General features: G+C 66.8%; 24 protein-coding genes and 1 tRNA gene. 22 read left to right on the plus strand and 3 right to left on the minus strand.

The window, feature by feature from the left end; genetic code table 11:
- The first annotated feature begins 12 nt into the window (after positions 1–12).
- A complete protein-coding gene (locus tag G6N09_RS14280; RefSeq protein WP_083027869.1) occupies positions 13–903 on the plus strand; it encodes an LLM class flavin-dependent oxidoreductase in 891 nt (296 codons plus the stop codon).
- A gap of 130 nt (positions 904–1,033) precedes the next feature.
- Positions 1,034–2,473, plus strand: a complete 1,440-nt coding sequence (locus G6N09_RS14285) for a glycoside hydrolase family 183 protein (protein WP_083027854.1) — start codon at positions 1,034–1,036, stop codon at positions 2,471–2,473.
- 3 nt (positions 2,474–2,476) lie between these two features.
- Here G6N09_RS14285 and G6N09_RS14290 read toward each other — a convergent pair whose 3' ends face one another.
- Positions 2,477–3,394 (minus strand): LLM class F420-dependent oxidoreductase, encoded by a 918-nt coding sequence (locus G6N09_RS14290; RefSeq protein ID WP_083027853.1) that lies wholly within the window; start codon positions 3,392–3,394, stop codon positions 2,477–2,479.
- Positions 3,395–3,635: 241 nt separating this feature from the next.
- Here G6N09_RS14290 and G6N09_RS14295 point away from each other — a divergent pair, with 241 nt between their 5' ends.
- Both G6N09_RS14295 and G6N09_RS14300 read left to right on the plus strand, forming a co-directional pair.
- A complete protein-coding gene (locus G6N09_RS14295) occupies positions 3,636–4,238 on the plus strand; it encodes a LemA family protein (RefSeq protein ID WP_083027852.1) in 603 nt (200 codons plus the stop codon).
- A gap of 13 nt (positions 4,239–4,251) precedes the next feature.
- A complete protein-coding gene (locus G6N09_RS14300) occupies positions 4,252–6,201 on the plus strand; it encodes a M48 family metallopeptidase (protein ID WP_083027851.1) in 1,950 nt (649 codons plus the stop codon).
- 97 nt (positions 6,202–6,298) lie between these two features.
- Here the strand turns inward: G6N09_RS14300 and G6N09_RS14305 are convergent, their stop codons facing one another.
- Together G6N09_RS14305 and G6N09_RS14310 are read right to left on the minus strand one after the other, a co-directional pair.
- On the minus strand, positions 6,299–6,712 hold the full coding sequence (locus G6N09_RS14305) for a DUF732 domain-containing protein (RefSeq protein ID WP_083027850.1): 414 nt from the start codon (positions 6,710–6,712) through the stop codon (positions 6,299–6,301).
- A 297-nt stretch (positions 6,713–7,009) separates the two neighbouring features.
- Positions 7,010–7,082: transfer RNA gene (locus G6N09_RS14310), tRNA-Arg, on the minus strand.
- A 112-nt stretch (positions 7,083–7,194) separates the two neighbouring features.
- Between G6N09_RS14310 and argS the strand changes: the two genes are divergently transcribed.
- From argS to G6N09_RS14400, 18 genes are all read left to right on the plus strand, one after another.
- Positions 7,195–8,841, plus strand: coding sequence for an arginine--tRNA ligase (argS, locus tag G6N09_RS14315; RefSeq protein ID WP_083027849.1), 1,647 nt, complete (start codon positions 7,195–7,197; stop codon positions 8,839–8,841).
- Complete coding sequence (lysA, locus tag G6N09_RS14320) at positions 8,838–10,268, plus strand: diaminopimelate decarboxylase (RefSeq protein WP_083027848.1); 1,431 nt, start codon at positions 8,838–8,840, stop codon at positions 10,266–10,268. Before argS ends, lysA begins: the two co-directional genes overlap by 4 nt.
- 14 nt (positions 10,269–10,282) lie before the next feature.
- A complete protein-coding gene (locus G6N09_RS14325) occupies positions 10,283–11,602 on the plus strand; it encodes a homoserine dehydrogenase (protein WP_083027868.1) in 1,320 nt (439 codons plus the stop codon).
- Entirely contained in the window at positions 11,599–12,681 is a 1,083-nt protein-coding gene (thrC, locus tag G6N09_RS14330) for a threonine synthase (protein ID WP_083027847.1), read from the plus strand. Before G6N09_RS14325 ends, thrC begins: the two co-directional genes overlap by 4 nt.
- Positions 12,681–13,628 carry a homoserine kinase gene (thrB, locus tag G6N09_RS14335; RefSeq protein WP_083027846.1) on the plus strand — a complete coding sequence of 316 codons (948 nt, stop codon included), beginning with the start codon at positions 12,681–12,683 and terminating at the stop codon, positions 13,626–13,628. Before thrC ends, thrB begins: the two co-directional genes overlap by 1 nt.
- Before the next feature lie 268 nt (positions 13,629–13,896).
- Entirely contained in the window at positions 13,897–15,921 is a 2,025-nt protein-coding gene (gene rho / locus G6N09_RS14340) for a transcription termination factor Rho (RefSeq protein ID WP_083027845.1), read from the plus strand.
- Between the two features lie 222 nt (positions 15,922–16,143).
- A complete protein-coding gene (rpmE, locus tag G6N09_RS14345; protein WP_083027844.1) occupies positions 16,144–16,377 on the plus strand; it encodes a 50S ribosomal protein L31 in 234 nt (77 codons plus the stop codon).
- 72 nt (positions 16,378–16,449) lie between these two features.
- Positions 16,450–17,526, plus strand: a complete 1,077-nt coding sequence (gene prfA / locus G6N09_RS14350) for a peptide chain release factor 1 (protein ID WP_083027843.1) — start codon at positions 16,450–16,452, stop codon at positions 17,524–17,526.
- Between the two features lie 32 nt (positions 17,527–17,558).
- Positions 17,559–18,455: a peptide chain release factor N(5)-glutamine methyltransferase gene (prmC, locus tag G6N09_RS14355; protein ID WP_083027867.1), complete on the plus strand. Its 897-nt coding sequence runs from the start codon at positions 17,559–17,561 to the stop codon at positions 18,453–18,455.
- Entirely contained in the window at positions 18,452–19,111 is a 660-nt protein-coding gene (locus G6N09_RS14360; RefSeq protein WP_083027842.1) for an L-threonylcarbamoyladenylate synthase, read from the plus strand. The genes prmC and G6N09_RS14360 overlap by 4 nt, the downstream gene beginning before the upstream one ends.
- Positions 19,108–20,286 carry a glycosyltransferase family 4 protein gene (locus G6N09_RS14365; protein ID WP_083027841.1) on the plus strand — a complete coding sequence of 393 codons (1,179 nt, stop codon included), beginning with the start codon at positions 19,108–19,110 and terminating at the stop codon, positions 20,284–20,286. The genes G6N09_RS14360 and G6N09_RS14365 overlap by 4 nt, the downstream gene beginning before the upstream one ends.
- 114 nt (positions 20,287–20,400) lie before the next feature.
- Positions 20,401–20,847: an ATP synthase subunit I gene (locus tag G6N09_RS14370; RefSeq protein ID WP_083027840.1), complete on the plus strand. Its 447-nt coding sequence runs from the start codon at positions 20,401–20,403 to the stop codon at positions 20,845–20,847.
- Positions 20,840–21,595 (plus strand): F0F1 ATP synthase subunit A, encoded by a 756-nt coding sequence (gene atpB / locus G6N09_RS14375; protein ID WP_083027839.1) that lies wholly within the window; start codon positions 20,840–20,842, stop codon positions 21,593–21,595. The genes G6N09_RS14370 and atpB overlap by 8 nt, the downstream gene beginning before the upstream one ends.
- A gap of 61 nt (positions 21,596–21,656) precedes the next feature.
- Positions 21,657–21,917 (plus strand): F0F1 ATP synthase subunit C, encoded by a 261-nt coding sequence (locus G6N09_RS14380; RefSeq protein WP_019735417.1) that lies wholly within the window; start codon positions 21,657–21,659, stop codon positions 21,915–21,917.
- Between the two features lie 9 nt (positions 21,918–21,926).
- Positions 21,927–22,448: a F0F1 ATP synthase subunit B gene (locus G6N09_RS14385; protein ID WP_083027838.1), complete on the plus strand. Its 522-nt coding sequence runs from the start codon at positions 21,927–21,929 to the stop codon at positions 22,446–22,448.
- Positions 22,449–22,456: 8 nt separating this feature from the next.
- Positions 22,457–23,794 (plus strand): F0F1 ATP synthase subunit B/delta, encoded by a 1,338-nt coding sequence (locus G6N09_RS14390; protein WP_083027837.1) that lies wholly within the window; start codon positions 22,457–22,459, stop codon positions 23,792–23,794.
- Positions 23,795–23,863: 69 nt separating this feature from the next.
- Positions 23,864–25,513: a F0F1 ATP synthase subunit alpha gene (gene atpA, locus G6N09_RS14395; protein WP_083027836.1), complete on the plus strand. Its 1,650-nt coding sequence runs from the start codon at positions 23,864–23,866 to the stop codon at positions 25,511–25,513.
- Between the two features lie 7 nt (positions 25,514–25,520).
- Complete coding sequence (locus G6N09_RS14400) at positions 25,521–26,444, plus strand: F0F1 ATP synthase subunit gamma (protein ID WP_163752813.1); 924 nt, start codon at positions 25,521–25,523, stop codon at positions 26,442–26,444.
- The last annotated feature ends 20 nt before the right edge of the window (positions 26,445–26,464 follow it).

A 26,464-nucleotide genomic window follows, 5' to 3' on the forward strand; every position in this document is an offset into this window, starting at 1 on the left:
ATGCAGGTGGGAATGACCATGCCGGTGATGGAGCCAGACCTCGACGCAATGCTGCTGCGGGACTGGGCGCGAGCGATCGACGACGGACCGTTCGCCTCGTTGTGCTGGGGCGAGCGGATCGCCTTCACCAACCCGGACAGCCTGACCTTGCTGGGTGCATTGTCGGCGTGGACCGAGCGGGTGCGTCTGGTGACCACGGTGATCGTCCCGCAGCTGCATGACCCGGTCATGCTGGCCAAGGCGCTGGCCACCGCGGATGTGCTCAGTGGTGGCCGTCTTACCGTGGGGCTCGGCATCGGCGGCCGCGACGAGGACTACCGCGCGGTCGGCGCCGATCCGGCGACGCAGAAGATGGGCGAGTTGGCTGCGGCGGTGGCGATCATGCGTCGGGTCTGGGCGGGGGAGAAGATCACCGAGGCGGTGCTGCCGGTGGGACCTGCCCCGGTGCAACCGGGCGGACCGCCGCTGCTGGTCGGCACTATTGGTCCCAAGACCCTGCGCAGCGCAGCGACCTGGGCCGAGGGCCTGGCCGGCATCACCATGGACCTCGACGTGGCCAAGCAGAACGAACTGTTCGACGTCGGCCGGGATGCCTGGCGCCAGGCGGGGCGGGGTGCCCCGCATCTGGCCACGTCGTTCTGGTTCGCCCTCGGTGATCCCGACGCCGCCCGCGACCAGGTGCGTCAGCATCTGCTGCGCTACATGAACTGGATTCCGGCCGAATATGTCGAGGCGATGGTGCCGAGCACCGGGTGGGCCGGGAGCGAGGATGAACTGGCCGAGGTTCTGCGCCGGTTTGCGGCGATAGGCACCGATGAGATCCATCTGATCCCGACCAGCTCTGACCTGGGTCAACTGCGCAGTGTGGCCGATGTGGTCGCGGAGGTCGGCAACGCCGGTTAGGCCTGATTCGCCGGTTGCGACACCGTCACGGATGCGTCTCTATCGTTGTCTCAGCGGTCACAGAAGTCCCAGAAATCACTATCGTCGCAGTGGTGGGAGGCCCGGGATCGGGTCCTGGGAAAGGTGGGACATGTCGGCGACACGTCGAATCGTTTCGGCGGCGATGGTGCCCGCTGTGGTTCTCGGGCTGGTCGCTGCCACCGAGTTCGCACCGCCGGCCATGGCGGCCACCTGCAATGCTCCCGAGGCCAACATCGACCCGCCGCCGGGTTCGCCAACCACCGGTGCCGGCCAGCTGCCGTCCGGGCGCCGACCGCGTGGCACCAATGATCAGGCGCCACTGCCCAAACTGGGCCCACTGATCGCCGCGCTGATCAACCCCAACGGCACCATCAAGCAGCAGGCCGCGGTAGTGCCACCGGTGCCGAATCCCGCCGGCGAAGCGGTGCCCAACGTTGCCCAACCGGCCCAGCCCGTCCCGGTCCCCGGCGCGGATCCGGGGTTGTCGACTGCGGATCCCGGTGGTGCCATCGCCGGAGCCCAGACGTCGCTGGTGGAGTGGATGACCGGGCCCAACAGCCCCAACCAAACCCTGCAGCGCTTCGGCGTGTCCGGCACCGACCTCGGAATCCCCTGGGACAACGGTGATCCCGCCAATCGTCAGATCCTCTACGCCTTCGGCGACACTTTCGGCTACTGCCGCATCCAGGGCAAGCAGTGGCGACAGAACGTGCTGTTCCGCAGCAACGACAACATCCTGGCCGACGGGATCACGGTGGCACCCGGCGTCGCGGGCAACAAGTACTCGGGTTCGCCGCTGCGGCAGGCGAATTTCTCCAAGCAGATCCTGCCCGCGGTGCAACTGGCACAGCATCAGGAGGGCATGATCCCCACTGCCGCCATCGGGATCGCCGGCAACCAATACATGAACTTCATGTCGATCAAGCAGTGGGGTCGTGACGGCGAATGGTCCACCAACTACTCGGCGATCGCGGTCTCCAACGACAACGGCGAAACGTGGGGCGTCTACCCGGGAACCGTGCGATCGACATCGCAGGAGAACGTCCCCCGAGCACAGTTCGTCCCCGGCAACGAGAAATTCCAGATGGGCGCCTACCTGCGCGGCAACGACGGCTACCTGTACTCCTACGGGACCCCGTCGGGGCGCGGCGGCTCGGCGTACCTGGCACGGGTGCCCGAGCGTTCCATCCCTGATCTGACCAAGTACCAGTACTGGAATGGAGACAGCGGATCCTGGGTTCCGGCCAACCCGGCCGCGGCCACCCCGGTGATTCCCGGCCCGGTGGGCGAGATGTCAGTGCAGTACAACACCTACCTGCGCCAGTACCTGGCGCTCTACGGCAACGGCGGCAATGACGTGGTGGCCCGCACCGCGCCCACTCCGCAGGGACCGTGGAGCGGCGAGCAGACGCTGATCCCCACCGGCCAGATACCCGGCGGCATCTACGCGCCCTATGTCCATCCCTGGTCGACCGGCAAGGACGTGTACTTCACGTTGTCGCTGTGGAACGCCTACGACGTGATGCTGATGCACACGGTGCTGGGCTGAGGCTCAGGCGTCGAGCACCGCCCGCAACGCCGCTCCGGTCTCGGCGATCGCCCCGGGGTGGTAGGCGGGGATGCTGAAGATCACTCCACTGACGCCGGCATCGAGCACCTTTGTTTTGATCTGCTCGGCGATCGACTCCGGGCTGCCGACCACCATGCGTTGTGACAGTTCCGCAGGGAGCTGGTCGGCGCTGACGTTGGCGTCGGGCACCACCGTGAGCAGCATGCTTGTTTCCAAGGTGGCCGGGTCGCGGTCGACCTGCTCGCAGCTGCGCCGCACCACGTCCATCTTCGCGCGGACCTCGTCGAATCCGGTGATGAGGTTGAGGTGGTCGAAGTGCCGGGCTGCCAGCGGGATGGTCTTCTTCTCGCCGCTGCCGCCGATCAGCAGCGGAATGTGGTCGCGGAAGCGGGGTTCGGCCATCGCCTCTTGGGTGTGGTACCACTTGCCGTCGACTGTGGGCCGTTCGCCCTTGAGCATCGGCAGGATGATCTCCAGTGCCTCGCCCAGGCGGTTGAACCGGTCGGTGAAGGTGCCGAACTCAAAGCCCAACTGGTCGTGTTCGAGCTCGAACCACCCGGTGCCGATGCCCAGGATGGCGCGGCCGGCGCTGACCACGTCCAGCGTGGTGATGATCTTGGCCAGCAGCGTCGGGTTGCGATAGCTGTTACCGGTGACCAGTGTGCCCAACTGGAGGCGTTCGGTGGCGGTCGCCAGCGCTCCCAGGGCCGTGTAGGCCTCCAGCATCGGCTGGTCGGGGGAGCCCAGCATGGGCAGTTGATAGAAGTGGTCCATCAGAAAGACCGCGTCGAACCCGGCGGCCTCGGCCTCGCGGGCCTGGGCGATGACGGTGGGGAAGAGCTCCGCAACACCGGTGCCGTAGGAGAAGTTGGGGATCTGGTAGCCAAGGCGAATCGTCACTTAGTCGACCTTAATTTCGGAAGGCGTCTCCCGGGTTGATTTGCGCTGTGCGCGAACGAGGAATGCGGATCTTTGGTCGAGCAGACCCGGCTTCGGGGCCATGGCGACTCGGTCAAACCCCACCGCAGTGGCTCCGGTGCCGGAGAAGCCCCCGAACGGACCTGCGCTGGCCTTTCAGCGGTTACGCTTCGCCGGAAACCGCACACACTGCGGCTAGGCCGACTCTTTGGAGGTATGCCTCGTGGGGCTCACCATCGGACTCATCGTCGTCGTTGTCATATTTCTACTACTCGCGGTGTTGGTGATCGCGGGCTACAACGGGCTGGTTCGGGCGCGCAACGCCTACAAGAACGCCTTTGCCCAGATCGATGTTCAGTTGCGGCGTCGCTTCGACCTCATTCCCAACCTGATCGAAACCGCCAAGGCGTACCTGTCGCATGAGCGCCAGACGCTGGAAGCTGTCGTCAATGCGCGTGGCGCCGCAATGAACGGCCTTGCCGCTGCCCAGGCCAATCCCGGTGACCCGGCGGCGATGCAGCAGTTGGCCCAGGGGCAGCAGGCGCTCAACGGCGCGCTGAGCCGGCTCAACCTGGTGGTCGAGCAGTATCCCGACCTGAAGGCGAACCAGAACATGATGCAATTGTCGGAGGAACTGACTTCCACGGAAAACAAGGTTGCGTTCGCCCGCCAGGCCTACAACGACGCGGTGATGAGCTACAACAACCGGCGTGAGACGTTCCCCGGCAATGTCTATGCCGGCATTTTCAACTTTGCTCCGGCCGCCCTGCTCGAGATCCCGCCGGAACACCCGGAGATGCGGGACGCGCCGAAGGTTCAGTTCTGACCGACCGGCGGCCATGAACTTCTTCGAGCACCAGCGCGCCGCCAAGGGAACCACGCTGAAGCTGGTGCTTCTCTTCGGGGCTGCGGTGGTGGCGTTGGTCGCGGCGATCGATGCCGCCGCGGTGATTGCCTTCGGCTATCTCTCAAAGGATTACTACGGGATCGACGCGTCATCGATTCTTGCGATCGTCATCGTCGTCACCGCAATCACGCTTTTGGTCATCGCAGGTGGAACGCTGTTCAAGACGATTTCGCTGCGCCGCGGGGGTGCTGCTGTCGCCGCGGCCGTCGGCGCGGTGCCCGTGGACCCGACGACGACCGACCCGCAGTTGCGTAGGTACGTCAACATCGTCGAGGAGATGTCGCTGGCTTCCGGCGTGCCGGCGCCACGTTTGTTCGTCATGCCGGGTGAACCCGGAATCAATGCATTCGCCGCAGGTTTCACGCCTGCCGATGCTGCCATCGCGGTGACGGGGGGAGCCCTGGCGCAACTCAACCGTGACGAATTGCAGGGTGTGATCGCTCACGAGTTCAGCCACATCCTCAACGGTGATATGCGGCTGAACATTCGACTCATCGGACTACTCAGCGGAATTCTGCTGATCGGAATGATCGGCTTGCGCGTGCTGCAGTTCGGCGGTCGCGGGAGTGACAGCAAGCGCGCGCTGCCCCTCGTTGCGTTCGCGTTCGCGATGATGGTGCTCGGCTACGTCGGCGTGTTCTTCGCCAACGTGATCAAGGCCGCGGTAGCACGGCAACGGGAGTGGCTGGCCGACGCGTCGGCGGTGCAGTTCACCCGCCAGACCGACGGCCTCGAAGGCGCACTGAAGAAGATCGGCGGCATACCGACCGGCTCGCAGCTGCGTAACTCCCGCAATGCGGCCGAGGTCAGCCACATGCTGTTCGGAGAAGGCGTGCGACGGTCGTTCACGTCGTTGTTTGCGACGCATCCGCCACTCACCGACCGGATCAGGGCGCTCAACCCAGACTTCGACCCCGGGGAACTCGCCGAACTACAGCAGCGGTACGCCAATCAGGCACCCGACGGCCTGGCCGAGGACGTCGCCGCAGGTTTCGCCCCCGCCGGAACGGCGCTCGGCCGTCAGGCCCCCGTACCAGAGCAACTCCCCAACGCCGGCTGGCGCACCAGTCCTGAGCAAATCGTGGCTCGCGCAGGCACTTTCACTCCTGCCGACCTGAAGTACGGCGCGGCACTGCATGCGCGGATTCCTGACGATGTCCGCGCGCTGGCCAGCCAGCCCACCACGGCCCCCGCGGCCGTCATCGCGTTGCTCCTCGCGCCGTCGAGCGGCGGTCTGCACTCTCGTCAGCTCGCCTCGGTGACCGAACGTCTGGGGCCGACGCAGGCGCGGGAAGCCGCCGCCCTCGCCGACCGGATGCGGGCGCTGCCGCACGAACTTCGGCTCCCGGTAGTCGCGCTGGCTTTGCCGCAGATCGCCACCCACTCTCGTGCCGAACAGGACGCGCTCATCGCCGTGCTGAATGTGCTCGCCGTCGCCGACGAGAAGGTGACGATGTTCGAATACTGCCTGACCCGCCTTGTCTGGGTTTACCTGCTCGATACCAACGACCCGGCTCGCCGAAGCAAGGTGGGCAGCGATTCGCTCACCGGTGTGCGTCCGGTGGTGACAACCCTGCTGGCGACTCTCGCGGTCGCCGGAGGCGCCGACCAAGACGTGGCGGCACAGTCTTTGGACATTGCGCTGCAACGACTTTACGGTGATACCGCGAGGCCCGAGAACCCGCGCCGATTGAGCTGGCAGCAGACCCTCGACGGAGGCTGGGCCGCCCTCGACGCCTTGGATCCGAAGGCGAAGCAGGCACTCGTCGAAGCGATGGTGGAATCGGTGCTGCACGACGATACCGTGACGGCTTCCGAAGCTGAACTACTCCGTGCGGCATGCGGCTTGATGCACGTTCCTTTGCCTGCGCTGTTGGGCTGATTGACTGGATCGCCGGTTGAGATAGCGCCACGGCTCGTGGACTCGCGCATACCGTCGACTGGAGAACCGACGGACGGGTCGTGTTGTCCCGTGTGATTTAGGGAGTTGCTGGAGGAGCAGGAGGAGGTTGATCGCCGGGACTGTCAACCGCCGCGTACCCGAGGGGGTTTACCCCGGGGCACAAGTTATCGATTGCGGCGTTCACGATAAGGGCGGCATCGTCTCGTTCGAGCCGGGGGCTCTGTTCCCAGAGCGTCGTCGCTACCCAGTTTGGATTGCGGCCGAACATCAGGCCGGGACTCGGAGCCAGCATCGAGCACGCCTTTTTGCCCACATGCAGCAGTACATCGTCTCCATCTTCGGAATACATGCCAAGCGCATCCATCGCGGCGAGATAGGAGTCGTTGTCGGCCGACGCAGTGGGGGCGGCTAGCACCGCCAAAGACGCACAGCAACTGATCGCTGACACAACCGTTGCCATCGCTCCAGCGCGCTTGATGATGCTGGCCATGGAAGTCTCCGTCCACTTCGTCTCTGCGTGCCGAATCGCGTGAGCGTACAGATCATGCGCAGCCCGCTGCCAGGAAGTGTACTAACGGCCTGAGAAACGGAGTTCAGATGTGTCCCCGGTGCACTCCGCCAAAGCGGTGGCGTCCATTCCCCGTAAAAGGGCCCACAGGTTACTTTAAGGAACTGTCGATGTGAAAGCCGTGGGCTGTTGCAAACGGGGTACGTAGGCCCTATTCGCGGGCCGCACTAGTGAAAGGTCAGAGTCGCCTTGAATGTCAAGGCAGAGAATCTAGCTAAGTGCCCCCGGCAGGATTCGAACCTGCGGCCTTCTGCTCCGGAGGCAGACGCTCTATCCCCTGAGCTACGGGGGCGCTCGCGTAATGCGGCGCCGTGTGGGCTTTGACAGAGTAGCGCATCATTGCCCGGACCCCCGAACCGGACGGATTCGGGGCCTGACCACGTCAGACCATAAGATGGGGCCTCGTGACCCCTGCCGATCTGGCCGAATTGCTCAAGACCACCGCCGCCGCGGTGCTGGCCGAGCACGACCTGGATACCGCCGCGCTGCCCGCGACGGTGACGGTCGAGCGGCCGCGCAACCCCGAACACGGTGACTACGCCACCAACCTGGCCCTACAGCTGGGCAAGAAGGTGGGCGCCAACCCGCGTGAACTGGCCGGTTGGCTGGCCGAAGCCCTGGAGCGCGCCGACGGGATCGCCGCCGCCGAGATCGCCGGACCGGGTTTTGTGAACCTGCGCATCGAGGCCTCGGCGCAGGGCGCCGTGGTGGCCAACATCATCACCGCGGGCGCCGACTACGGCCACTCTCGGGAGTTCGACGGCCTCAACGTCAACCTCGAGTTCGTGTCGGCCAACCCCACCGGCCCCATCCACATCGGCGGCACCCGCTGGGCGGCGGTCGGCGACGCCCTGGGCCGCCTGCTGAGCACCCAGGGGGCCGCGGTCACCCGGGAGTACTACTTCAACGACCACGGCGCCCAGATCGACCGGTTCGCCAACTCGCTGATCGCCGCCGCCAAGGGCGAACCTGCCCCCGAGGACGGCTACGCCGGCGCCTACATCACCGACATCGCCGCCCAAATCCAGGCCAAGGCCCCCGACGCCCTGACCAGTCTGGACGCCCAGGAGACGTTCCGCGAGATCGGCGTCGACCTGATGTTCACCCACATCAAGAAGTCACTGCACGAGTTCGGCACCGACTTTGACGTCTTCACCCACGAAGACTCGATGCACACTTCCGGCCGCGTCGAGCAGGCCATCGAACGGCTGCGCGCCAACGGCAACATCTACGAGAAGGACGGCGCCACCTGGCTGCGCACCAGTTCCTACGGTGACGACAAGGACCGCGTCGTCATCAAGAGTGACGGCAAGCCCGCCTACATCGCCGGCGACTTGGCCTACTACCTGGACAAGCGTGAGCGTGGCTTCAACCTGTGCATCTACATGTTGGGCGCCGACCACCACGGCTACATCGCCCGACTCAAGGCCGCCGCCGCAGCATTCGGGGATGACCCGGCCACCGTCGAAGTCTTGATCGGCCAGATGGTCAACCTGGTGCGCGACGGCCAGCCGGTCAAGATGAGCAAGCGCGCCGGCACCGTGATCACCCTGGACGACTTGGTCGAGTCCATCGGCGTGGACGCCGCCCGCTACAGCCTGACCCGCTCTTCGGTGGACAGCCCCATCGACATCGACCTGGCGCTGTGGTCCTCGGCGAGCAACGAAAACCCGGTCTACTACGTGCAATACGCACACGCCCGGTTGTGCGCGCTGGCCCGCAACGCGGCCGAGCTCGGCCTGACGGCTGACACCGCCAACCTCGGGCTGCTCGACCACGACAAGGAAGGCGCGTTGATCCGCAACCTGGGCGAGTTCCCCCGGGTGCTGGAAACCGCTGCCGCACTGCGAGAACCGCACCGGGTGTGCCGTTACCTCGAAGACCTCGCCGGGGATTACCACCGGTTCTACGACAGCTGCCGGGTACTGCCCCAGGGTGACGAGGAGCCGGGCGAGCTGCACGCGGCGCGATTGGCGCTGTGTCAGGCCACCCGCCAGGTGATCGGCAACGGGCTGGGAATTCTCGGCGTGAGCGCACCGGAGCGCATGTGAACGTCCACCCCGCCGGCCCCCGGCACGCCGAAGAGATCCACCACGACGGGCTGCCGCCGCGGCCCCAGACCCCGCAGCAGCTGCTGCAGCTGGCGCCGAACGTCTGGCCACGCAACGCCGTTCGCGACGCCGACGGCGTGACCAGCATCGCCGGTGTGAAAGTGACCGACCTGGCCGCGGAGTTCGGCACGCCGCTGTTCGTCATCGACGAGGACGACTTCCGGAGGCGCTGCCGTGAGATCGCCACGGCATTCGGCGGCGGCGACAACGTGCACTACGCAGCGAAGGCCTTCCTGTGCAGCGAGATTGCGCGCTGGATCGACCAGGAGGGGCTGTGCCTGGACGTGGCCACCGGAGGTGAACTGGCCGTCGCCCTGCACGCCGGATTCCCCGCGCAACGCATCACCCTGCACGGCAACAACAAGTCGGTTGCTGAGCTGACCACCGCCGTCAACGCCGGGGTCGGCCATATCGTGCTCGACTCGCTGATCGAGATCGACCGGCTCGACGCCGTCGCCGCGGCGGCCGGCGTGGTGCAGGACGTGCTGGTGCGCGTCACCGTGGGCGTCGAGGCCCACACCCACGAGTTCATCTCGACCGCTCACGAAGACCAGAAGTTCGGCTTGTCACTGGCCAGCGGAGCGGCGATGGAGGCCATCCGACGGGTGTTCGCCACCGAGCACCTGCGCCTGATCGGTCTGCACAGCCACATCGGATCGCAGATCTTCGACGTCGCCGGCTTCGAGCTGGCCGCCCGCCGGGTGATCGGGCTGCTGCGCGACGTGGTCGCGGAGTTCGGCGTCGACAAGACCGCGCAGTTGTCCGTCATCGATCTCGGTGGGGGACTGGGAATCTCGTATCTGCCGCAGGACGACCCGCCGCCCATGGCCGAGCTCGCCGGCAAGCTGGCCGCGATCGTGCGCGACGAATCCGCCGCTGTCGGCCTGCCCACCCCTCAGTTAGTGGTCGAGCCCGGCCGCGCCATCGCCGGACCGGGCACCGTGACGCTCTACGAGGTGGGCACCGTCAAGGACGTCGCCGTCAGCGCCACCGCACACCGCCGCTACGTCAGCGTCGACGGCGGCATGAGCGACAACATCCGTCCGGCGCTGTATGACGCCCACTACGACGTGCGGCTGGTGTCGCGCAGCCTCGACGACACCGATGCCCTGCCGGACCTGGCGCGCATCGTCGGCAAGCACTGCGAGAGCGGCGACATCATCGTGCGTGACACCTGGGTGCCCCACGGCATGGTTCCCGGCGACCTGATCGCCGTGGCGGCCACCGGCGCCTACTGTTACTCGATGTCGAGCCGGTACAACCTGCTCACCCGCCCGGCGGTGGTGGCGGTACGCGACGGGAAAGCTCGCCTTATGCTGCGCCGGGAGACCGTTGAAGACCTGATCAGCCTGGAGGTGGGTAGCTAGTGTCCGGTTCGCAGGTGTCCGGGGCGCCCGTAGGGGTGGCAGTTCTGGGCTTGGGCAACGTCGGCAGCGAAGTCGTTCGCATCCTTGAGGCCAGCGCCGATGACCTGGCTGCACGCATCGGTGCGCCGCTGGTGCTGCGTGGGGTCGGGGTGCGCCGGGTGGCGTCAGACCGCGGCGTGCCGGTGGAGTTGCTCACCGACGACATTGACAGCCTGGTGTCGCGCAGCGACGTCGACATCGTCGTCGAGTTGATGGGTCCGGTCGAGCCGGCCCGCAAGGCGATCCTGTCGGCAATCGCGCACGGCAAGTCCGTCGTCACCGCCAACAAGGCCCTGCTGTCGCGGTCCACCGGGGAGCTGGCCGAGGCCGCCGAGAACGCGCGGGTGGACCTGTACTTCGAGGCTGCCGTCGCCGGCGCCATCCCGGTGATCCGGCCGCTGACCCAGTCGCTGGCCGGCGACACCGTGTTGCGGGTGGCGGGCATCGTCAACGGCACCACCAACTACATCCTGTCCGAAATGGACTCCACCGGTGCCGACTACACCGCCGCGCTGGCCGACGCGAGTGCGCTGGGCTACGCCGAGGCCGACCCGACCGCAGATGTTGAGGGTTACGACGCCGCGGCCAAGGCCGCGATCCTGGCGTCCATCGCCTTCCACACCCGGGTGACTGCCGACGACGTCTACCGCGAGGGCATCACCGGGATCAGCCCGGCGGACTTCACCTCGGCGCGCGCGTTGGGCTGCACCATCAAACTGCTGGCGATCTGCGAGCGCATCACCGGAAGTGATGGGCAGCAGCGGGTTTCGGCTCGGGTGTATCCGGCATTGGTACCGTTGACCCACCCGCTGGCGACGGTCAACGGTGCATTCAACGCGGTGGTGGTCGAGGCCGAGGCCGCCGGCCGGTTGATGTTCTACGGCCAGGGCGCCGGGGGTGCCCCCACCGCATCTGCGGTCACCGGTGACCTGGTGATGGCCGCGCGCAACCGGGTCCAGGGCGGGCGTGGGCCGCGTGAGTCCAAATACGCCGAACTGGCCATCGCGCCGATCGGCGACGTGCAGACCCGCTACTACGTGAGCATGGACGTCGCCGACAAGCCCGGCGTGCTGTCCACCGTGGCGGCTGAATTCGCCGCACACGGGGTGAGTATCGCCGAGGTGCGCCAAGAGGGCGTTGCCGACGGTGAAGGGCACCTGATCGGTGCCCGCATCGTGGTGGTCACCCACCGGGCCGCCGACGCGGCATTATCGAAAACCGTTGCAGCACTGTCGGATCTGGACGCAGTCCAGCGAATCGCCAGCGTGCTACGCCTGGAAGGAACAGACCAGTGAGCTCCACCCGGACACCGATCCACCGTCCCTGGCCCGGCCTGATCAACGCCTACCGCGATCGGCTTCCCATCGGTGACGACTGGACCCCGGTCACGCTGCACGAGGGCGGCACCCCGCTGATCCACGCCAAGCGCATCTCGGAGCAGACCGGCTGCACGGTGCACCTCAAGGTCGAGGGGCTCAACCCGACTGGTTCGTTCAAGGACCGCGGGATGACGATGGCGGTCACCGACGCGGTGGCGCGTGGCCAGCAGGCGGTGCTGTGCGCCTCGACCGGCAACACCTCGGCCTCGGCGGCGGCTTACGCCGCGCGTGCCGGTATCACCTGTGCGGTGCTGATCCCACAGGGCAAGATCGCCATGGGCAAGCTCGCCCAGGCAGTCATGCACGGCGCCAAGATCATCCAGATCGACGGCAACTTCGACGACTGCCTGGAACTGGCCCGCAAGATGGCCACCGATTTCCCGACCATCTCGCTGGTGAACTCGGTGAACCCGGTGCGCATCGAAGGCCAGAAGACCGCGGCATTCGAGATCGTCGACGCATTGGGCACCGCCCCGGACATCCACTCGCTGCCGGTCGGCAACGCCGGCAACATCACCGCGTACTGGAAGGGTTACCGGGAGTACTTCGCCGACGGCCTGACCGAGAAGCTGCCGAAGATGCTGGGAACCCAGGCCGCCGGTGCGGCGCCGCTGGTGCTCGGCGAGCCGGTCAAGAACCCCGAGACCATCGCCACCGCGATCCGCATCGGCTCGCCGGCGTCGTGGACCCAGGCCGTGGAAGCGCAGGTGGATTCGGGTGGCCGGTTCCTGGCCGCCACCGATGACGAGATCCTGGCCGCGTATCACCTGGTGGCGCGGTCCGAAGGCGTGTTCGTGGAACCGGCCTCGGCGGCCAGCATCGCCGGACTGCTCAAGTCGGTGGAGGACGGTTGGGTGCCGCGCGGTTCGACCGTGGTGTGCACCGTGACCGGCAACGGCCTCAAGGACCCGGACACCGCCCTTAAGGGCATGCCCGAGGTGACCGCCGTTCCCGTCGACGCGGCCGTGGTGGTCGCCGAATTGGGACTGGCCTAGTGGTCCAGCTGTTGCCCACCGGGTTGACGGCCAGCGTCGCGGTTGCGGCGTCGAGCGCCAACCTGGGGCCTGGTTTCGACAGCTTGGGTCTGGCACTGGGCCTCTACGACGAGGTCGTGGTCGAGACGGTCGAATCCGGCCTGTTGGTCCACGTTGAGGGGGAGGGTGCCGGGCAGGTGCCGCTCACCTCGGATCACCTTGTGGTCCAAGGAATCCTGCGGGGACTGCAGGAGGCCGGGGTAGCGGCGCCCGGAATGGTGGTGCGCTGCCGCAACGCGATTCCGCATTCGCGGGGCCTGGGATCGTCGGCCGCCGCGGTGGTCGGTGGATTGGCCGTTGTGAATGGTCTTGTCGCGCAACTTGATCGGCCCGGCTTGTCTCAGGCGCAGTTGATCCAGCTGTCCTCGGAGTTCGAGGGGCATCCCGACAACGCGGCGGCCGCCGTGCTGGGCGGCGCGGTGGTGGCCTGGACCGCCGAGGCCGCCGAGGGCGGGGCCGACTACTCGGCCGCATCCCTGCGCCTGCACCCCGATATCCGGCTGTTCCCGGCGATTCCGCAGCTGCGTTCGTCCACCGCCGAGACCCGTGCACTGCTGCCCGAGCAGGTCAGCCACCGCGACGCCCGGTTCAACCTCAGCCGGGCCGCGCTGCTGGTGGTGGCGCTCACCGAGCGGCCCGATCTGCTGATGGCGGCCACCGAGGACGTGCTGCACCAGCCGCAGCGTGGCGCCGCGCAGCCCGAATCGGCGGCATTCCTGCAGTTGCTGCGACGCCACGGGATCGCCGCCGTGCTGTCCGGGGCCGGACCTGCGGTTATCGCGCTGACCACCGCGGGGCAACTGCCCGCCGAGGTGCTCGCCTCGCCGGAGGCGCAGGCGTTCAACGTCACTGAGATGTCGGCCGGCCACGCGGTCAAATGGAACTCCGGGGTTGCGGTCGCCGGTTAAGGCGCGCCGGGCGGCATCTGTTGCGTCGAGCACAGAAGCGGGCTATCCTCGGTCCCGTCCCGCATTCGCGGCATTAGCACCTGAATCAGACTGCGATGTCAACCGGGATGCCACCAAATTCTTCCCGAAGTTGACGGTTTGCGTTATGACGCCGTCGATACGGGTAAACACCGTTAAAACAGTCGACGGTGACACGCACTCGGCGAGTCCGCTGAATGCAACCAAAGCCCCTCGCGTGAGAAAACCGACGAGGGAAGAAAGGAAATCCGTGACCGAAACGGACCTCTTCGCGGCTGAAGGCAGCACCGATCAGGAATCGCTGTCGACCCCCCCGAGCACTCCCGAGACCAGCCCGGACGTGGCTGCCGGCGGTAGTGACGCCGCACCGTCCGCCCCGGAAGAAGCGGCTCCGGCCCCGGCTGCCTCCGAGCCCGCGCCCGCCGCGGCGCCCGACAACGGCGCAGCTGCCCCGGATGCGGCCCTGTCGTCGATGGTGCTGCCTGAACTGCGTGCCTTGGCCAACCGTGTGGGCGTCAAGGGTTCCTCGGGGATGCGTAAGAGCGAACTGATCGCCGCGATCCGCGAGGTCAGCAACGGCGGTAGCGAAGCGCCGGCCGCGGCGCCCGCCGCCGAGCCGACCACCAATGGCGCCGCCAACGGTGCCGAGCCGGCCCAGGCCGACGCATCAGAGGCCTCGGCAGCACCTCGTCGTCGTGAACGCCGTGGTGCCAGCCGTTCGACCGGTGCCCCCGCGGCCAATGGTGCGGAGTCCGACAAGGCTTCCGAGCAGGACAAGGCGCCCGAGCAGGACAAGGCGCCCGAGCAGGACAAGCCCGCCGAGGCCGAGGCCCCAGCCCAGGGTGAGTCCCGTAAGCAGGGCCGGGCCGAAGACAAGACCGACAAGGCCGAGCAGGCCGGCGGACGTCGTGAGCGCGACGGCGCCAAGAACGACGCCAAAGCCGACGAGTCAGCCCAGTCCAAGAACGACGACCAGGGTGGCGAGCAGGGCAACCGCGGCGGCGGCGACGACGACGAGGGCCGCGGTGGCCGTCGCGGCCGTCGTTTCCGTGACCGGCGTCGCCGTGGCGAGCGTGGTGGCGAAGGCGGCGGGCCCGGCGGCGACGCTGAGCTGCGCGAAGACGACGTCGTGCAGCCGGTCGCCGGCATCCTCGACGTGCTGGACAACTACGCGTTCGTGCGTACGTCGGGCTATCTGGCCGGACCCAGCGACGTCTACGTCTCGATGAACATGGTCCGCAAGAACGGGCTGCGCCGCGGCGACGCGGTGACCGGTGCGGTACGGGTGGCCCGCGAGGGAGATGGTGGCGACAAGAATCCGCGGCAGAAGTTCAACCCGCTGGTGCGGCTGGACTCGGTCAACGGCGGCCCGGTGGAAGAGGCCCGGAACCGTCCGGACTTCACCAAGCTGACGCCGCTCTACCCGAATCAGCGGCTGCGGTTGGAGACCTCCGGGGACAAGCTCACCACCCGGATCATCGACCTGATCATGCCGATCGGTAAGGGACAGCGCGCGTTGATCGTGTCGCCGCCCAAGGCCGGTAAGACCACGATCATGCAGGACATCGCCAACGCGATCACCCGCAACAACCCCGAATGCCACCTGATGGTGGTGCTGGTCGACGAGCGCCCTGAAGAGGTCACCGACATGCAGCGCTCGGTCAAGGGCGAGGTCATTGCCTCGACCTTCGACCGACCGCCGTCAGACCACACCCAGGCCGCCGAGCTGGCCATCGAGCGGGCCAAGCGTCTGGTGGAGCAGGGCAAGGACGTCGTGGTGCTGCTGGACTCGATCACCCGCCTCGGCCGTGCGTACAACAACGCCTCGCCGGCGTCGGGCCGCATCCTGTCCGGTGGTGTGGACTCCACCGCGCTCTACCCGCCCAAGCGGTTCCTGGGCGCGGCCCGCAACATCGAGAACGGCGGCTCGCTGACGATCATCGCCACCGCCATGGTGGAGACCGGCTCGACCGGTGACACGGTGATCTTCGAGGAGTTCAAGGGCACCGGCAACGCCGAGCTCAAGCTTGACCGCAAGATCGCCGAGCGCCGGGTGTTCCCGGCCGTGGACGTCAACCCGTCCGGCACCCGTAAGGACGAGCTGCTGCTCTCGCCGGACGAGTTCGCGATCGTGCACAAGCTGCGCCGGCTGCTGTCGGGCCTGGATTCGCACCAGGCCATCGACCTGCTGATGAGCCAGCTGCGCAAGACCAAGACCAACTACGAGTTCCTGGTTCAGGTCTCCAAGACCACGCCGGGAATGGACAACGACTGATCGAGGTTCTTCAGCGTCGAGATTGCCGTCAGGGTCGTGGTCGCCACCGCGGCCACAGCCCTAGCGGCAAGCTCAACGTAGACGCCGGGAATTCGAGCGTCGCCCCCGGCGTTTTGGGGGGCGACAGCGCAGCTGGCATAATCAACCACCTCAGGTTCCGGTTCACGTTCGCCTCCACTTCGAAGGCGGGCGACCCGGCGGCCAACGATTGAAGAGGACATCATGAAAACTGGCATTCACCCTGCCTACGGCGAGACCACCGTGGTCTGCGGTTGTGGCAACAGCTTCACCACCCGCAGCACCAAGGAGAGCGGCCACATCGTGGTCGAGGTCTGCTCGCAGTGCCACCCGTTCTACACCGGCAAGCAGAAGATCCTCGACAGCGGCGGCCGGGTCGCACGCTTCGAGAAGCGCTACGGCAAGCGCACCGCCGGCGCAGCGACCGCCGACAAGTAGTTCCCTCACCGACGCCCGGAACGTGCCAGCACGTCACCCGGGCGTCGGCGTGCGTTCGGGGATGGAGGTGAGATGACCCAAAGCACTCAGGGGATCGACGCCCTGCTGGCTGAGCACGCCGCCCTGGAAACGCAGCTGTCCGATCCCGAACTGCACAACGATCCGGCCGAGGCGCGTCGAGCCGGGCGGCGCTTCGCGCAGCTGGCGCCCATCGTGGCGACGCATCGCAAACTCGAGGCCGCCCGTGGCGATTTAGAGGCTGCGCGTGAGCTGGCCGCCGACGACTCCTCTTTCGCCGATGAGGTCCGTGAGCTCGAGACCCAGGTCGTCGAGCTGGACACCGCGCTCACCGACATGCTGGCGCCCCGCGACCCGCACGACGCCGACGACATCGTGCTGGAGGTCAAATCCGGCGAAGGCGGTGAGGAGTCGGCGTTGTTCGCCGCCGACCTGGCCCGGATGTACATCCGCTACGCCGAACGCCAGGGCTGGAAGGTGACTGTTCTCGACGAGACCACCTCCGACCTCGGCGGCTACAAGGACGCCACCCTCACTATCGCCAGCAAGGGCGACAGCGCCGACGGTGTGTGGTCGCGGATGAAGTTCGAGGGTGGGGTGCACCGCGTGCAGCGGGTGCCCGTCACCGAATCGCAGGGCCGCGTGCACACGTCGGCGGCTGGGGTACTGGTCTATCCCGAACCCGAAGAAGTGGCCGAGGTTGCCATCGACGAGTCCGACCTGCGCATCGACGTCTATCGCTCCTCGGGCAAAGGCGGCCAGGGGGTCAACACCACCGACTCTGCAGTGCGGATCACCCACCTGCCGACCGGGATCGTCGTGACCTGTCAGAACGAGCGGTCTCAGCTGCAGAACAAGGCTCGTGCGCTGCAGGTCCTGGCTGCCCGGCTGCAGGCCGTGGCCGAGGAACAGGCGCAGGCGGACGCCTCCGCCGACCGGGCCAGCCAGATCCGCACCGTGGACCGCAGTGAGCGGATCCGCACCTACAACTTCCCGGAGAACCGGATCACCGATCACCGCATCGGCTACAAGGCGCACAACCTCGACCAGGTTCTCGATGGGGACCTCGACCCGATGTTCGACGCACTGGCGGCCGCCGATAGGGAAACCCGGTTACAGGGGACGGCGTGAGCCTCCGTCCGACGACGATGCAGAGCGAAGCGATGAGGTGGGGGCACCTCCCGCGCGCGGGGGCGAGTCGGACAATCGAACTCCGGGACGCCATCGACTCCGCCGCGGCACTTTTCGCCGATGCCGGGATCGACTCCGCCCGCTATGACGCCGAAGAGTTGGCTGCGCATGCCGCCGGCACCGAGCGAGGCCGGCTTGCGCTGCTGGACCCACCTGGAGACGAGTTCTTCCAGAGTTATCGGCAACTGGTCACCGCGCGCAGTTCGCGAATACCGCTGCAGCACTTGATCGGCACCGCTGCCTTCGGTCCCGTGCTGCTTGAGGTGGGACCGGGCGTCTTCACCCCGCGTCCGGAGACCGAGGCCCTGCTGGAGTGGGCTGTCAACCACGCCACGGCCCACAAGCTCGGCCCGGGTGCCGTGATCGTCGACGCCTGCACCGGTTCCGGGGCGCTGGCGATCGCGCTGTCCCGCAGTTTCCCCGAGGCCCGCGTGCTGGCCATCGAGGACTCCGAAGAGGCGCTGCACTACGCGCGACGCAACTGTGCGGGCACGGCAGTGGAGTTGATCCCTGCCGACGTCACCGGTGTCGGTGTGCTGTCGGAGTGGGACGGGCGGGTCGACATGATGGTCAGTAACCCGCCCTACATTCCAGAAGGTGCCGACCTCGATCCTGAAGTGGCTCAGCATGATCCGCATCACGCACTGTTCGGCGGTGCGGACGGCATGTCGGTGATCACGCCGCTGGCTGCCCTTGCCGGGCGGCTGCTGCGCACCGGCGGTCTGTTCGCCGTCGAACACGATGACACCACGCCGGAAGCCACAGTCCATACCGTATGCGGCACCGGACTTTTCGATGAAGTAGTGTCCCGGCCCGACCTGACTGGGCGGCTCCGGTTCGTGACAGCGATCAGGAACGGTCAACCATGACAGAGGTTTTCGACTGCACCGACACCGACCAGCGCGCGGCGGGGATCGCGGCGGCGATCGACGCCGTCCGGCGTGGTCGTCTGGTGGTGCTGCCTACCGACACCGTGTACGGCATCGGCGCGGACGCCTTCAACGCCGCCGGAGTCACCGCGTTGCTGGCTGCCAAGCGGCGCGGCCGTGACATGCCGGTGGGCGTCCTGGTCGGTTCGTGGAACTCCATTGACGGGCTGGCGCTCATCGTGCCCGACGCCGCCCGCGAGCTGATTCGGGCGTTCTGGCCCGGAGCCATCAGTCTCATCGTCACGCAGGCGCCGTCGCTGCAGTGGGATCTGGGTGAAGCCCGCGGCACCGTCATGGTGCGGATGCCGCTGCATCCGGTGGCCCTCGAGGTCCTCATAGCGGTGGGCCCGATGGCGGTGTCCAGTGCCAACGTCTCCGGTGGCTCGCCCGCGGTCGAGGCTGCCGAGGCGCAATGCCAGCTGGGGGAGTCCGTCGAGGTCTACCTCGACGCGGGACCAGCCGAGCAGGGCGAGGCCTCGACGATCGTCGATCTGACCGGTCCCGCCCCCAGAATCGTGCGAACCGGCCCGGTCTCCGCCGAACAGATCGGGGCGGTGCTGGGTTTGGATCCGGCTGCGCTGACGGCGGCGCCGTGACCAGCCTGCTGGCGCTGGCCGATCGCGGCGCCGGGGTGCCGTTGCGGGAGCTCGCACTGGTCGGACTGACTGCCGCGATCATCACCTACTTCACCACTGGGCCGGTCCGCTGGATGGCCACCCGGATCGGTGCGGTGGCCTATCCGCGCGAGCGCGATGTACACGTGCAGCCAACCCCGCGGATGGGGGGGCTGGCCATGTACGTCGGCATTGTCGCCGGGATCTTCCTGGCCTCGCAGCTGCCGGCACTGACCCGCGGCTTCGTGTACTCCACCGGTATGCCCGCGGTGGTGCTGGCCGGCGGCGTGATCATGGGGATCGGCCTGCTCGACGACAAGTGGGGGCTGGACGCCCTGACCAAGTTCGCCGGCCAGATCACCGCGGCCAGCGTGCTGGTCACGATGGGCGTCGCATGGAGCGTGCTCTACATCCCGCTCGGCGGCGTCGGCACCGTGGTCCTCGACCAGGTGTCGTCGATCCTGCTCACGCTTGCGCTCACGGTCTCGATCGTCAACGCGATGAACTTCGTCGACGGTCTCGACGGGCTGGCCGCGGGGTTGGGACTGATCACGGCGTTGGCGATCTGCATGTTCTCCGTAGGCGTGCTGCACGACCACGGCGGCGACGTGCTGTTCTACCCGCCCGCTTTGATCTCGGTGGTACTGGCTGGGGCCTGTCTGGGGTTCCTGCCGCACAATTTCAGCCCCGCGAAGATCTTCATGGGCGACTCCGGCTCGATGTTGATCGGCCTGATGCTGGCAGCGGCGTCCACCACCGCGGCAGGACCGATCTCCCAGACCGCCTACGGCGCGCGCGACGCGTTCGCGTTGTTGTCGCCGTTCCTGCTGGTGGCCGCCGTGATGTGCGTGCCGGCCCTGGACGTGCTGCTGGCGATCATTCGCCGCACACGTGCCGGACTGAGTCCTTTCAGTCCGGACAAGATGCACCTGCACCACCGATTGCTGCAGATCGGACATTCCGACCGCCGGGTGGTCCTGCTGATCTATTTGTGGACGGCGATCGTCGCGTTCGGGGCGGCCGGCACCATATTCTTCGATCCGCGCTACACCGGCGCGGTGATGCTGGGTGCGATGCTCATCGCGATTGTGGTTACGCTCATCCCGTTGCTACGCCGGGATGGCGACCCCGAAGACGGCCCCTACGACGCGCGGTAGTAGCACCGTCTAGGATGGTGTCGTAGGTGGTTCCAGAGTGCGTTCGGGCATCCGATACGCTCGGCGGGCGACTTCACGATCACGACGCAGAGCAGACTCAGATTGGGGTGAGCGGTGACGACACCAGCGCAGGATGCGCCGTTGGTGTTGCCGTCGGTGGTATTCCAGCCGATTCGGCTGCTGGTGATCTGTCTCGTACTGACCGGTGCCGCGATCGCCGCCGCCGCCCAGTTCGGCCGACCGCTGTTCGGAGTGTTCTTCGGACTGGGTCTGGCGCTCGGGTTGGGCAATGCGCTGCTGATCCGCCGGTCGGCACTGAAGATCACCGCCTCGGACCACCCGCTGAAGAAGAAGATGGCGCTGAATTCGGCGTCGCGTCTGCTGGTCATCAGCGTGATCGGTCTGGCGATTGCTTACCAGTTCCGACCGGAGGGCCTCGGGGTCCTGTTCGGACTGGCCCTGTTCGAGGTAGTGCTGGTGCTGAGCACCATGCTGCCAGTGGTAAAAAAGCTCCGCGCGCAAGCGTCAGAGTCAGGCGCTGAAGGGACGGAAAATGACTGAGTCGATCCTGGCCGAGGGAGCCATCGAGGTCGGCCACCACGAGACCGCGGTGTGGCCGCTGGTCGGTGAGGTCAACATCGACACCATCACCTCCACCGCGATCGCCGCGGTGATCGTGATCGCCTTGGCGCTGTTCCTGCGCGCCAAGGTCACCTCGACCGGCGTCCCCAGCGGGGTGCAGCTGTTCTTCGAGGCGATCACCATCCAGATGCGCAACCAGATCGAAGGCGCCATCGGCATGAAGATCGCGCCGTTCGTGCTGCCGGTGGCGGTCACCATCTTCGTGTTCATCCTGGTCTGCAACTGGCTGTCGGTCCTACCGGTGCAGTACGGCGACGAGCACGGTGTCCACGAATTGCTCTCCTCTGCCGCTGCCGATATCAACTTCGTGCTGGCGCTGGCCATGTTCGTGTTCGTCGGCTACCACCTGGCCGGCTTCTGGCGTCGCGGCTTCATCGGCCACCCGCTGCGGGTGCTCAAGGGCCACGTCGCGGTCCTGGCGCCGATCAACCTGGTCGAGGAGATCGCCAAGCCGGTCTCGCTGTCCCTGCGTCTGTTCGGCAACATCTTCGCCGGCGGCATCCTGGTCAGCCTGATCGCGCTGCTGGGACCGGTCTTCATGGTGGCGCCCAACGCCATCTGGAAGACCTTCGACCTGTTCGTCGGACTGATCCAGGCGTTCATCTTCGCGCTGCTGACCATCCTGTACTTCAGTCAGGCCATGGAGCTCGAAGAAGACCACCACTAGAACCACCTGTACGACCACATCAGACCTGGTAGAGCACTACCAGCTAGCAAGGAGGAATGAAATGGCAGATCCCAATCTGATCGGACTTGGTGCCCTCATCGGCGGCGGTCTCATCATGGGCGGCGGCGCCATCGGCGCCGGTATCGGTGACGGCATCGCCGGTAACGCGCTGATCGCTGGTATCGCTCGTCAGCCCGAAGCTCAGGGTCGCCTGTTCACCCCGTTCTTCATCACGGTTGGTCTGGTCGAAGCGGCCTACTTCATCAACCTGGCCTTCATGGCGTTGTTCGTCTTCGCCACCCCGATCGCTGCGCAGCAGTAACGCAACACGATGGGTGACATGAGCGTTGCTGTCCTCGCGCTGAGCGAGGCAGCTGAGGAAGGCCCGAAGAAGAGCTTCCTCATTCCCGACGGCACCTTCTTCGTCGTACTCGCGATCTTCGTGATCGTTCTCGGCGTGATCAGTACCTTCGTGGTGCCGCCGATCATGAAGGTGCTGCGGGAGCGCGAGAACATGATCACCAAGACACTCGCCAACAACCGGGAGTCCGCCGAGCAGTTCGCGGCCGCCGACGCCGACTACGAAAAGCAGATGGCGGCGGCGCGCCTGGCGGCATCCTCTGCGCGAGACGAAGCTCGGGCCGAGGGCCGCAAGGCGATCGACGAGCAGCGGGCGGCGGCAGAGGCGGAGGTGGCCTCGACATTGCAGGCCGCCAACGACAAACTCAAGCAGGAAGGCGATGCGGTGAGTGAGCAACTGCAGGCCCGGGTGGAGACGTTGTCAGCCACCCTGGCCAGCCGGATCCTCGGCGTTGACGTCGAGGCACTCTCCGCGGCGAGCACGGGGCGGTAGCAACAGAGATGTCGATATTCATCGGGCAGCTGGTCGGCTTTGCCATCATCGTATGGCTGGTGGTCAAGTTCGTGGTGCCGCCGGTCCGCAAGTTGATGGCCGACCAGCAGGAGTCGGTGCGCAAGGAGCTGGAGGAGGCGGCAGCCGCCGCCGCCCGCCTGACTGAAGCCAGTCAGGCGCACTCCACGGCGCTCGCCAATGCTTCCGCCGAGGCGAAGCAGGTCACCGCGGAGGCCGGCTCGGACGCCGAGCGGATCGCCGAGCAACTGCGTGCTCAGGCCGGTGTCGAGGCCGAACGGGTCAAGACCACCGGCGGACAGCAGGTCGGTCTGATGCGGAACCAGGTCATCCGTGAACTTCGCTCGGGCCTCGGTGCGGAGTCGGTGCAGCGGGCGGCCGAACTGGTTCGGGCCCACGTTGCCGACCCGCAACGGCAGTCCGCCACGGTCGACCGGTTCCTTGACGAGCTTGAGGCCATGGCGCCGAAGTCCGTCGAGGTCGAGTCACCGATCCTGGTCCGGATGCGCTCGGCCAGCCGTCAGGCCCTGGCCGGCCTGCTGGACAAGTTCGGCGAGGTAGCCGGTGGCCTGGACCAGCAGGGCCTGGCCGCGCTGGCCGGTGACCTGACTGCGGTCGCCGAACTGCTGGGGCGCGAGAGCGTGGTTGCGCGCCACCTAACCGAGCCGACCGAGGACGCCGCACCGAAGGTGCGCCTGGTGCAGCGGTTGTTCGCCGACAAGATCGGTGCTGCTGCCCTGACCGTGGTGACCGAGGCCGCCTCGGCTCGGTGGTCCAACGGTGCCGACGTGGTGACCGCCGTCGAGCACGTCGCTCGGCAGGCGCTGCTGCTGTCGGCCGAAGGTGCGGGCACCGTGGATGAGGTGGAGGACCAGCTGTTCCGGTTCTCCCGCCTGCTGGACGCACAGCCCCGGCTGGACATTCTGCTCGGTGACACCGTCACCCCCGCCGACCGCAGGGTTGGTCTGCTGCGCAATGTCCTCAGCGGTGCCGGTGGCGCCAACTCGATCACGGCAGCCCTGCTGGAGCAGACGGTTCGACTGCTGCGTGGTCAGTCCGCGCATGAGGCGATCACCGAGCTTGCGCAGATCGCCGTGGCCCGCCGCGGTGAGCTGGTGGCGCAGGTCGGTGCGGCTGCTGAACTCAGTGACGCCCAGCGCACCCGGCTGAACACCGTGTTGAGCCGGATCTACAGCCACCCGGTCCGGGTGCAGGTCGGCCTCGACCCGGCTTTGCTGGGCGGGTTGACGATCTCGGTCGGCGACGAGGTCATCGACGGCACGCTGTCGTCGCGTCTCGCAGCCGCCAAGACGCAATTGCCCGACTGATCAAGACCTACCCGGACCTACCCGGTCTCAGAGCCCAATACCCATTCGAAGGCAGGAAGACGAAAAGCCATGGCAGAGTTGACAATCTCCTCTGACGACATTCAGGGGGCGATCGAGGAGTACGTGAGCTCCTTCAGCGCCGAAACCGCGCGCGAGGAGGTCGGCACCGTCATCGACGCCGGTGACGGCATCGCACACGTCGAGGGCCTGCCTTCGGTGATGACCCAGGAGCTCCTCGAGTTCCCCGGCGGGGTGCTGGGCGTGGCCCTGAACCTCGACGAGCACAACGTCGGTGCGGTCATCCTGGGTAACTTCGAAAACATCGAACAGGGCCAGCAGGTCAAGCGCACCGGCGAGGTGCTCTCGGTTCCGGTCGGCGACGGCTTCCTGGGCCGCGTCGTGAACCCGCTGGGCCAGCCCATCGACGCGCGCGGCGAGATCGAGGCAGAGACCCGCCGTCCGCTGGAGATGCAGGCGCCCTCGGTGGTGGAGCGCCAGAGCGTCAGCGAGCCGCTGCAGACCGGCATCAAGGCCGTGGACGCCATGACCCCGATCGGTCGCGGCCAGCGCCAGCTCGTCATCGGCGACCGCAAGACCGGCAAGACCGCGCTGTGTGTGGACACCATCCTCAACCAGCGCAAGAACTGGGAGACCGGCGACCCGAAGCAGCAGGTCCGTTGCGTGTACGTCGCCATCGGCCAGAAGGGCACCACCATCGCCAGCGTGCGTCGCGCGCTGGAAGAGGGCGGCGCCATGGACTACACCACGATCGTCGCCGCACCGGCCTCGGACTCCGCCGGCTTCAAGTGGCTGGCCCCATACACCGGCTCGGCGATCGCCCAGCACTGGATGTATTCCGGCAAGCACGTGCTGATCGTGTTCGACGACCTGACCAAGCAGGCCGAGGCCTACCGCGCCATCTCGCTGCTGCTGCGCCGCCCGCCGGGCCGCGAGGCCTACCCCGGCGACGTGTTCTACCTGCACTCGCGTCTGCTGGAGCGTTGCGCGAAGCTCTCCGACGAGCTGGGTGGCGGTTCGCTGACCGGCCTGCCGATCATCGAGACCAAGGCCAACGACATCTCGGCCTACATCCCGACCAACGTCATCTCGATCACCGACGGCCAGTGCTTCCTGGAGACCGACCTGTTCAACCAGGGCGTTCGTCCGGCCATCAACGTCGGTGTGTCGGTGTCCCGTGTTGGTGGCGCCGCGCAGATCAAGGCGATGAAGGAGGTGGCCGGCTCGCTGCGTCTGGATCTGTCGCAGTACCGCGAGCTGGAGGCCTTCGCCGCGTTCGCCTCTGACCTGGACGCAACCTCCAAGGCGCAGCTTGAGCGCGGTGCCCGCCTGGTGGAGCTGCTCAAGCAACCCCAGTACGCTCCGCTGGCCGTCGAAGACCAGGTCATCTCGATCTTCCTGGGAACCGAAGGACACTTGGACTCGGTACCGGTCGAGGACGTGGGCCGCTTCGAGACCGAGCTGCTCGATCACATCCGGGCTTCGGAGAGTGAGCTCCTCACGGGCATCCGCGAGACCAAGAAGCTCTCCGATGAGGCCAACGAGAAGCTGGTCGCGGTGATCAACCAGTTCAAGAAGAGCTTCGCCGCCTCCGACGGCAGCTCGGTGGTGCCCGACGAGCACGTCGCGGCGCTGGACGAGGACAAGCTCGGCAAGGAAGCCGTGCAGGTCCACAAGGCCGCGCCGGCGAAGAAGAAGTAACGCCGCTATGGCAGCCACACTTCGCGAACTACGCGGGCGGATCCGCTCAGCTGGGTCGATCAAAAAGATCACCAAGGCTCAGGAGCTGATCGCCACATCGCGTATCGGCCGGGCTCAGGCGCGGCTCGAAACGGCACGCCCCTATGCCGTCGAGATCACCCGGATGCTCACCACCTTGGCTGCGGAAGCGGCCCTGGACCACCCGCTGCTGGTCGAGCGCAGCGAGCCCAGACGGGCGGGGGTCCTGGTGGTGTCGTCCGACCGTGGTCTGTGTGGCGGCTACAACGCCAACGTCTTCCGGCGGGCCGAGGAGCTGTTTGCCCTGCTGCGGTCGGAGGGCAAGGACCCGGTGCTCTACGTCGTGGGCCGTAAGGCGCTGGCCTACTACTCCTTCCGGAACTGGGCGGTCACCGATTCCTGGACCGGCTTCTCGGAGCAACCCACGTACGAGAACGCCGCAGCGATCGCCTCGACTCTGGTCGAGACTTTCCTGGCCGGTGCAGACGATGACGGCAGCCACCCGGGTGCCGACGGCATCCTGGGCGTTGACGAGCTGCACATCGTGTCCACGGACTTCCGCTCGATGTTGTCGCAGTCGGCGGAGGCCCGCCGGATTGCCCCGATGTTGGTGGAGTACGTGGGCGAGGAGACCGGTCCGCGGACGCTGTACTCCTTCGAACCGGACGCCACGGCGCTGTTCGACTCGTTGCTGCCGCGGTATCTGACCACCCGCGTGTACGCAGCATTGCTCGACTCGGCGGCGTCGGAGCTGGCTTCACGCCAGCGCGCGATGAAGTCGGCGACCGACAACGCCGACGACTTGATCAAAGCGTTGACCCTTGAGGCCAACCGTGAGCGCCAGGCTCAGATCACCCAGGAAATCAGCGAAATCGTCGGCGGTGCGAATGCCCTCGCCGACGCCGCCCGGTAAGTCCCCAAGGAAGCGAAGAA

The organism is Mycolicibacter minnesotensis (assembly GCF_010731755.1).
In the GTDB taxonomy this organism is placed as follows: Bacteria; Actinomycetota; Actinomycetes; order Mycobacteriales; family Mycobacteriaceae; genus Mycobacterium; species Mycobacterium minnesotense.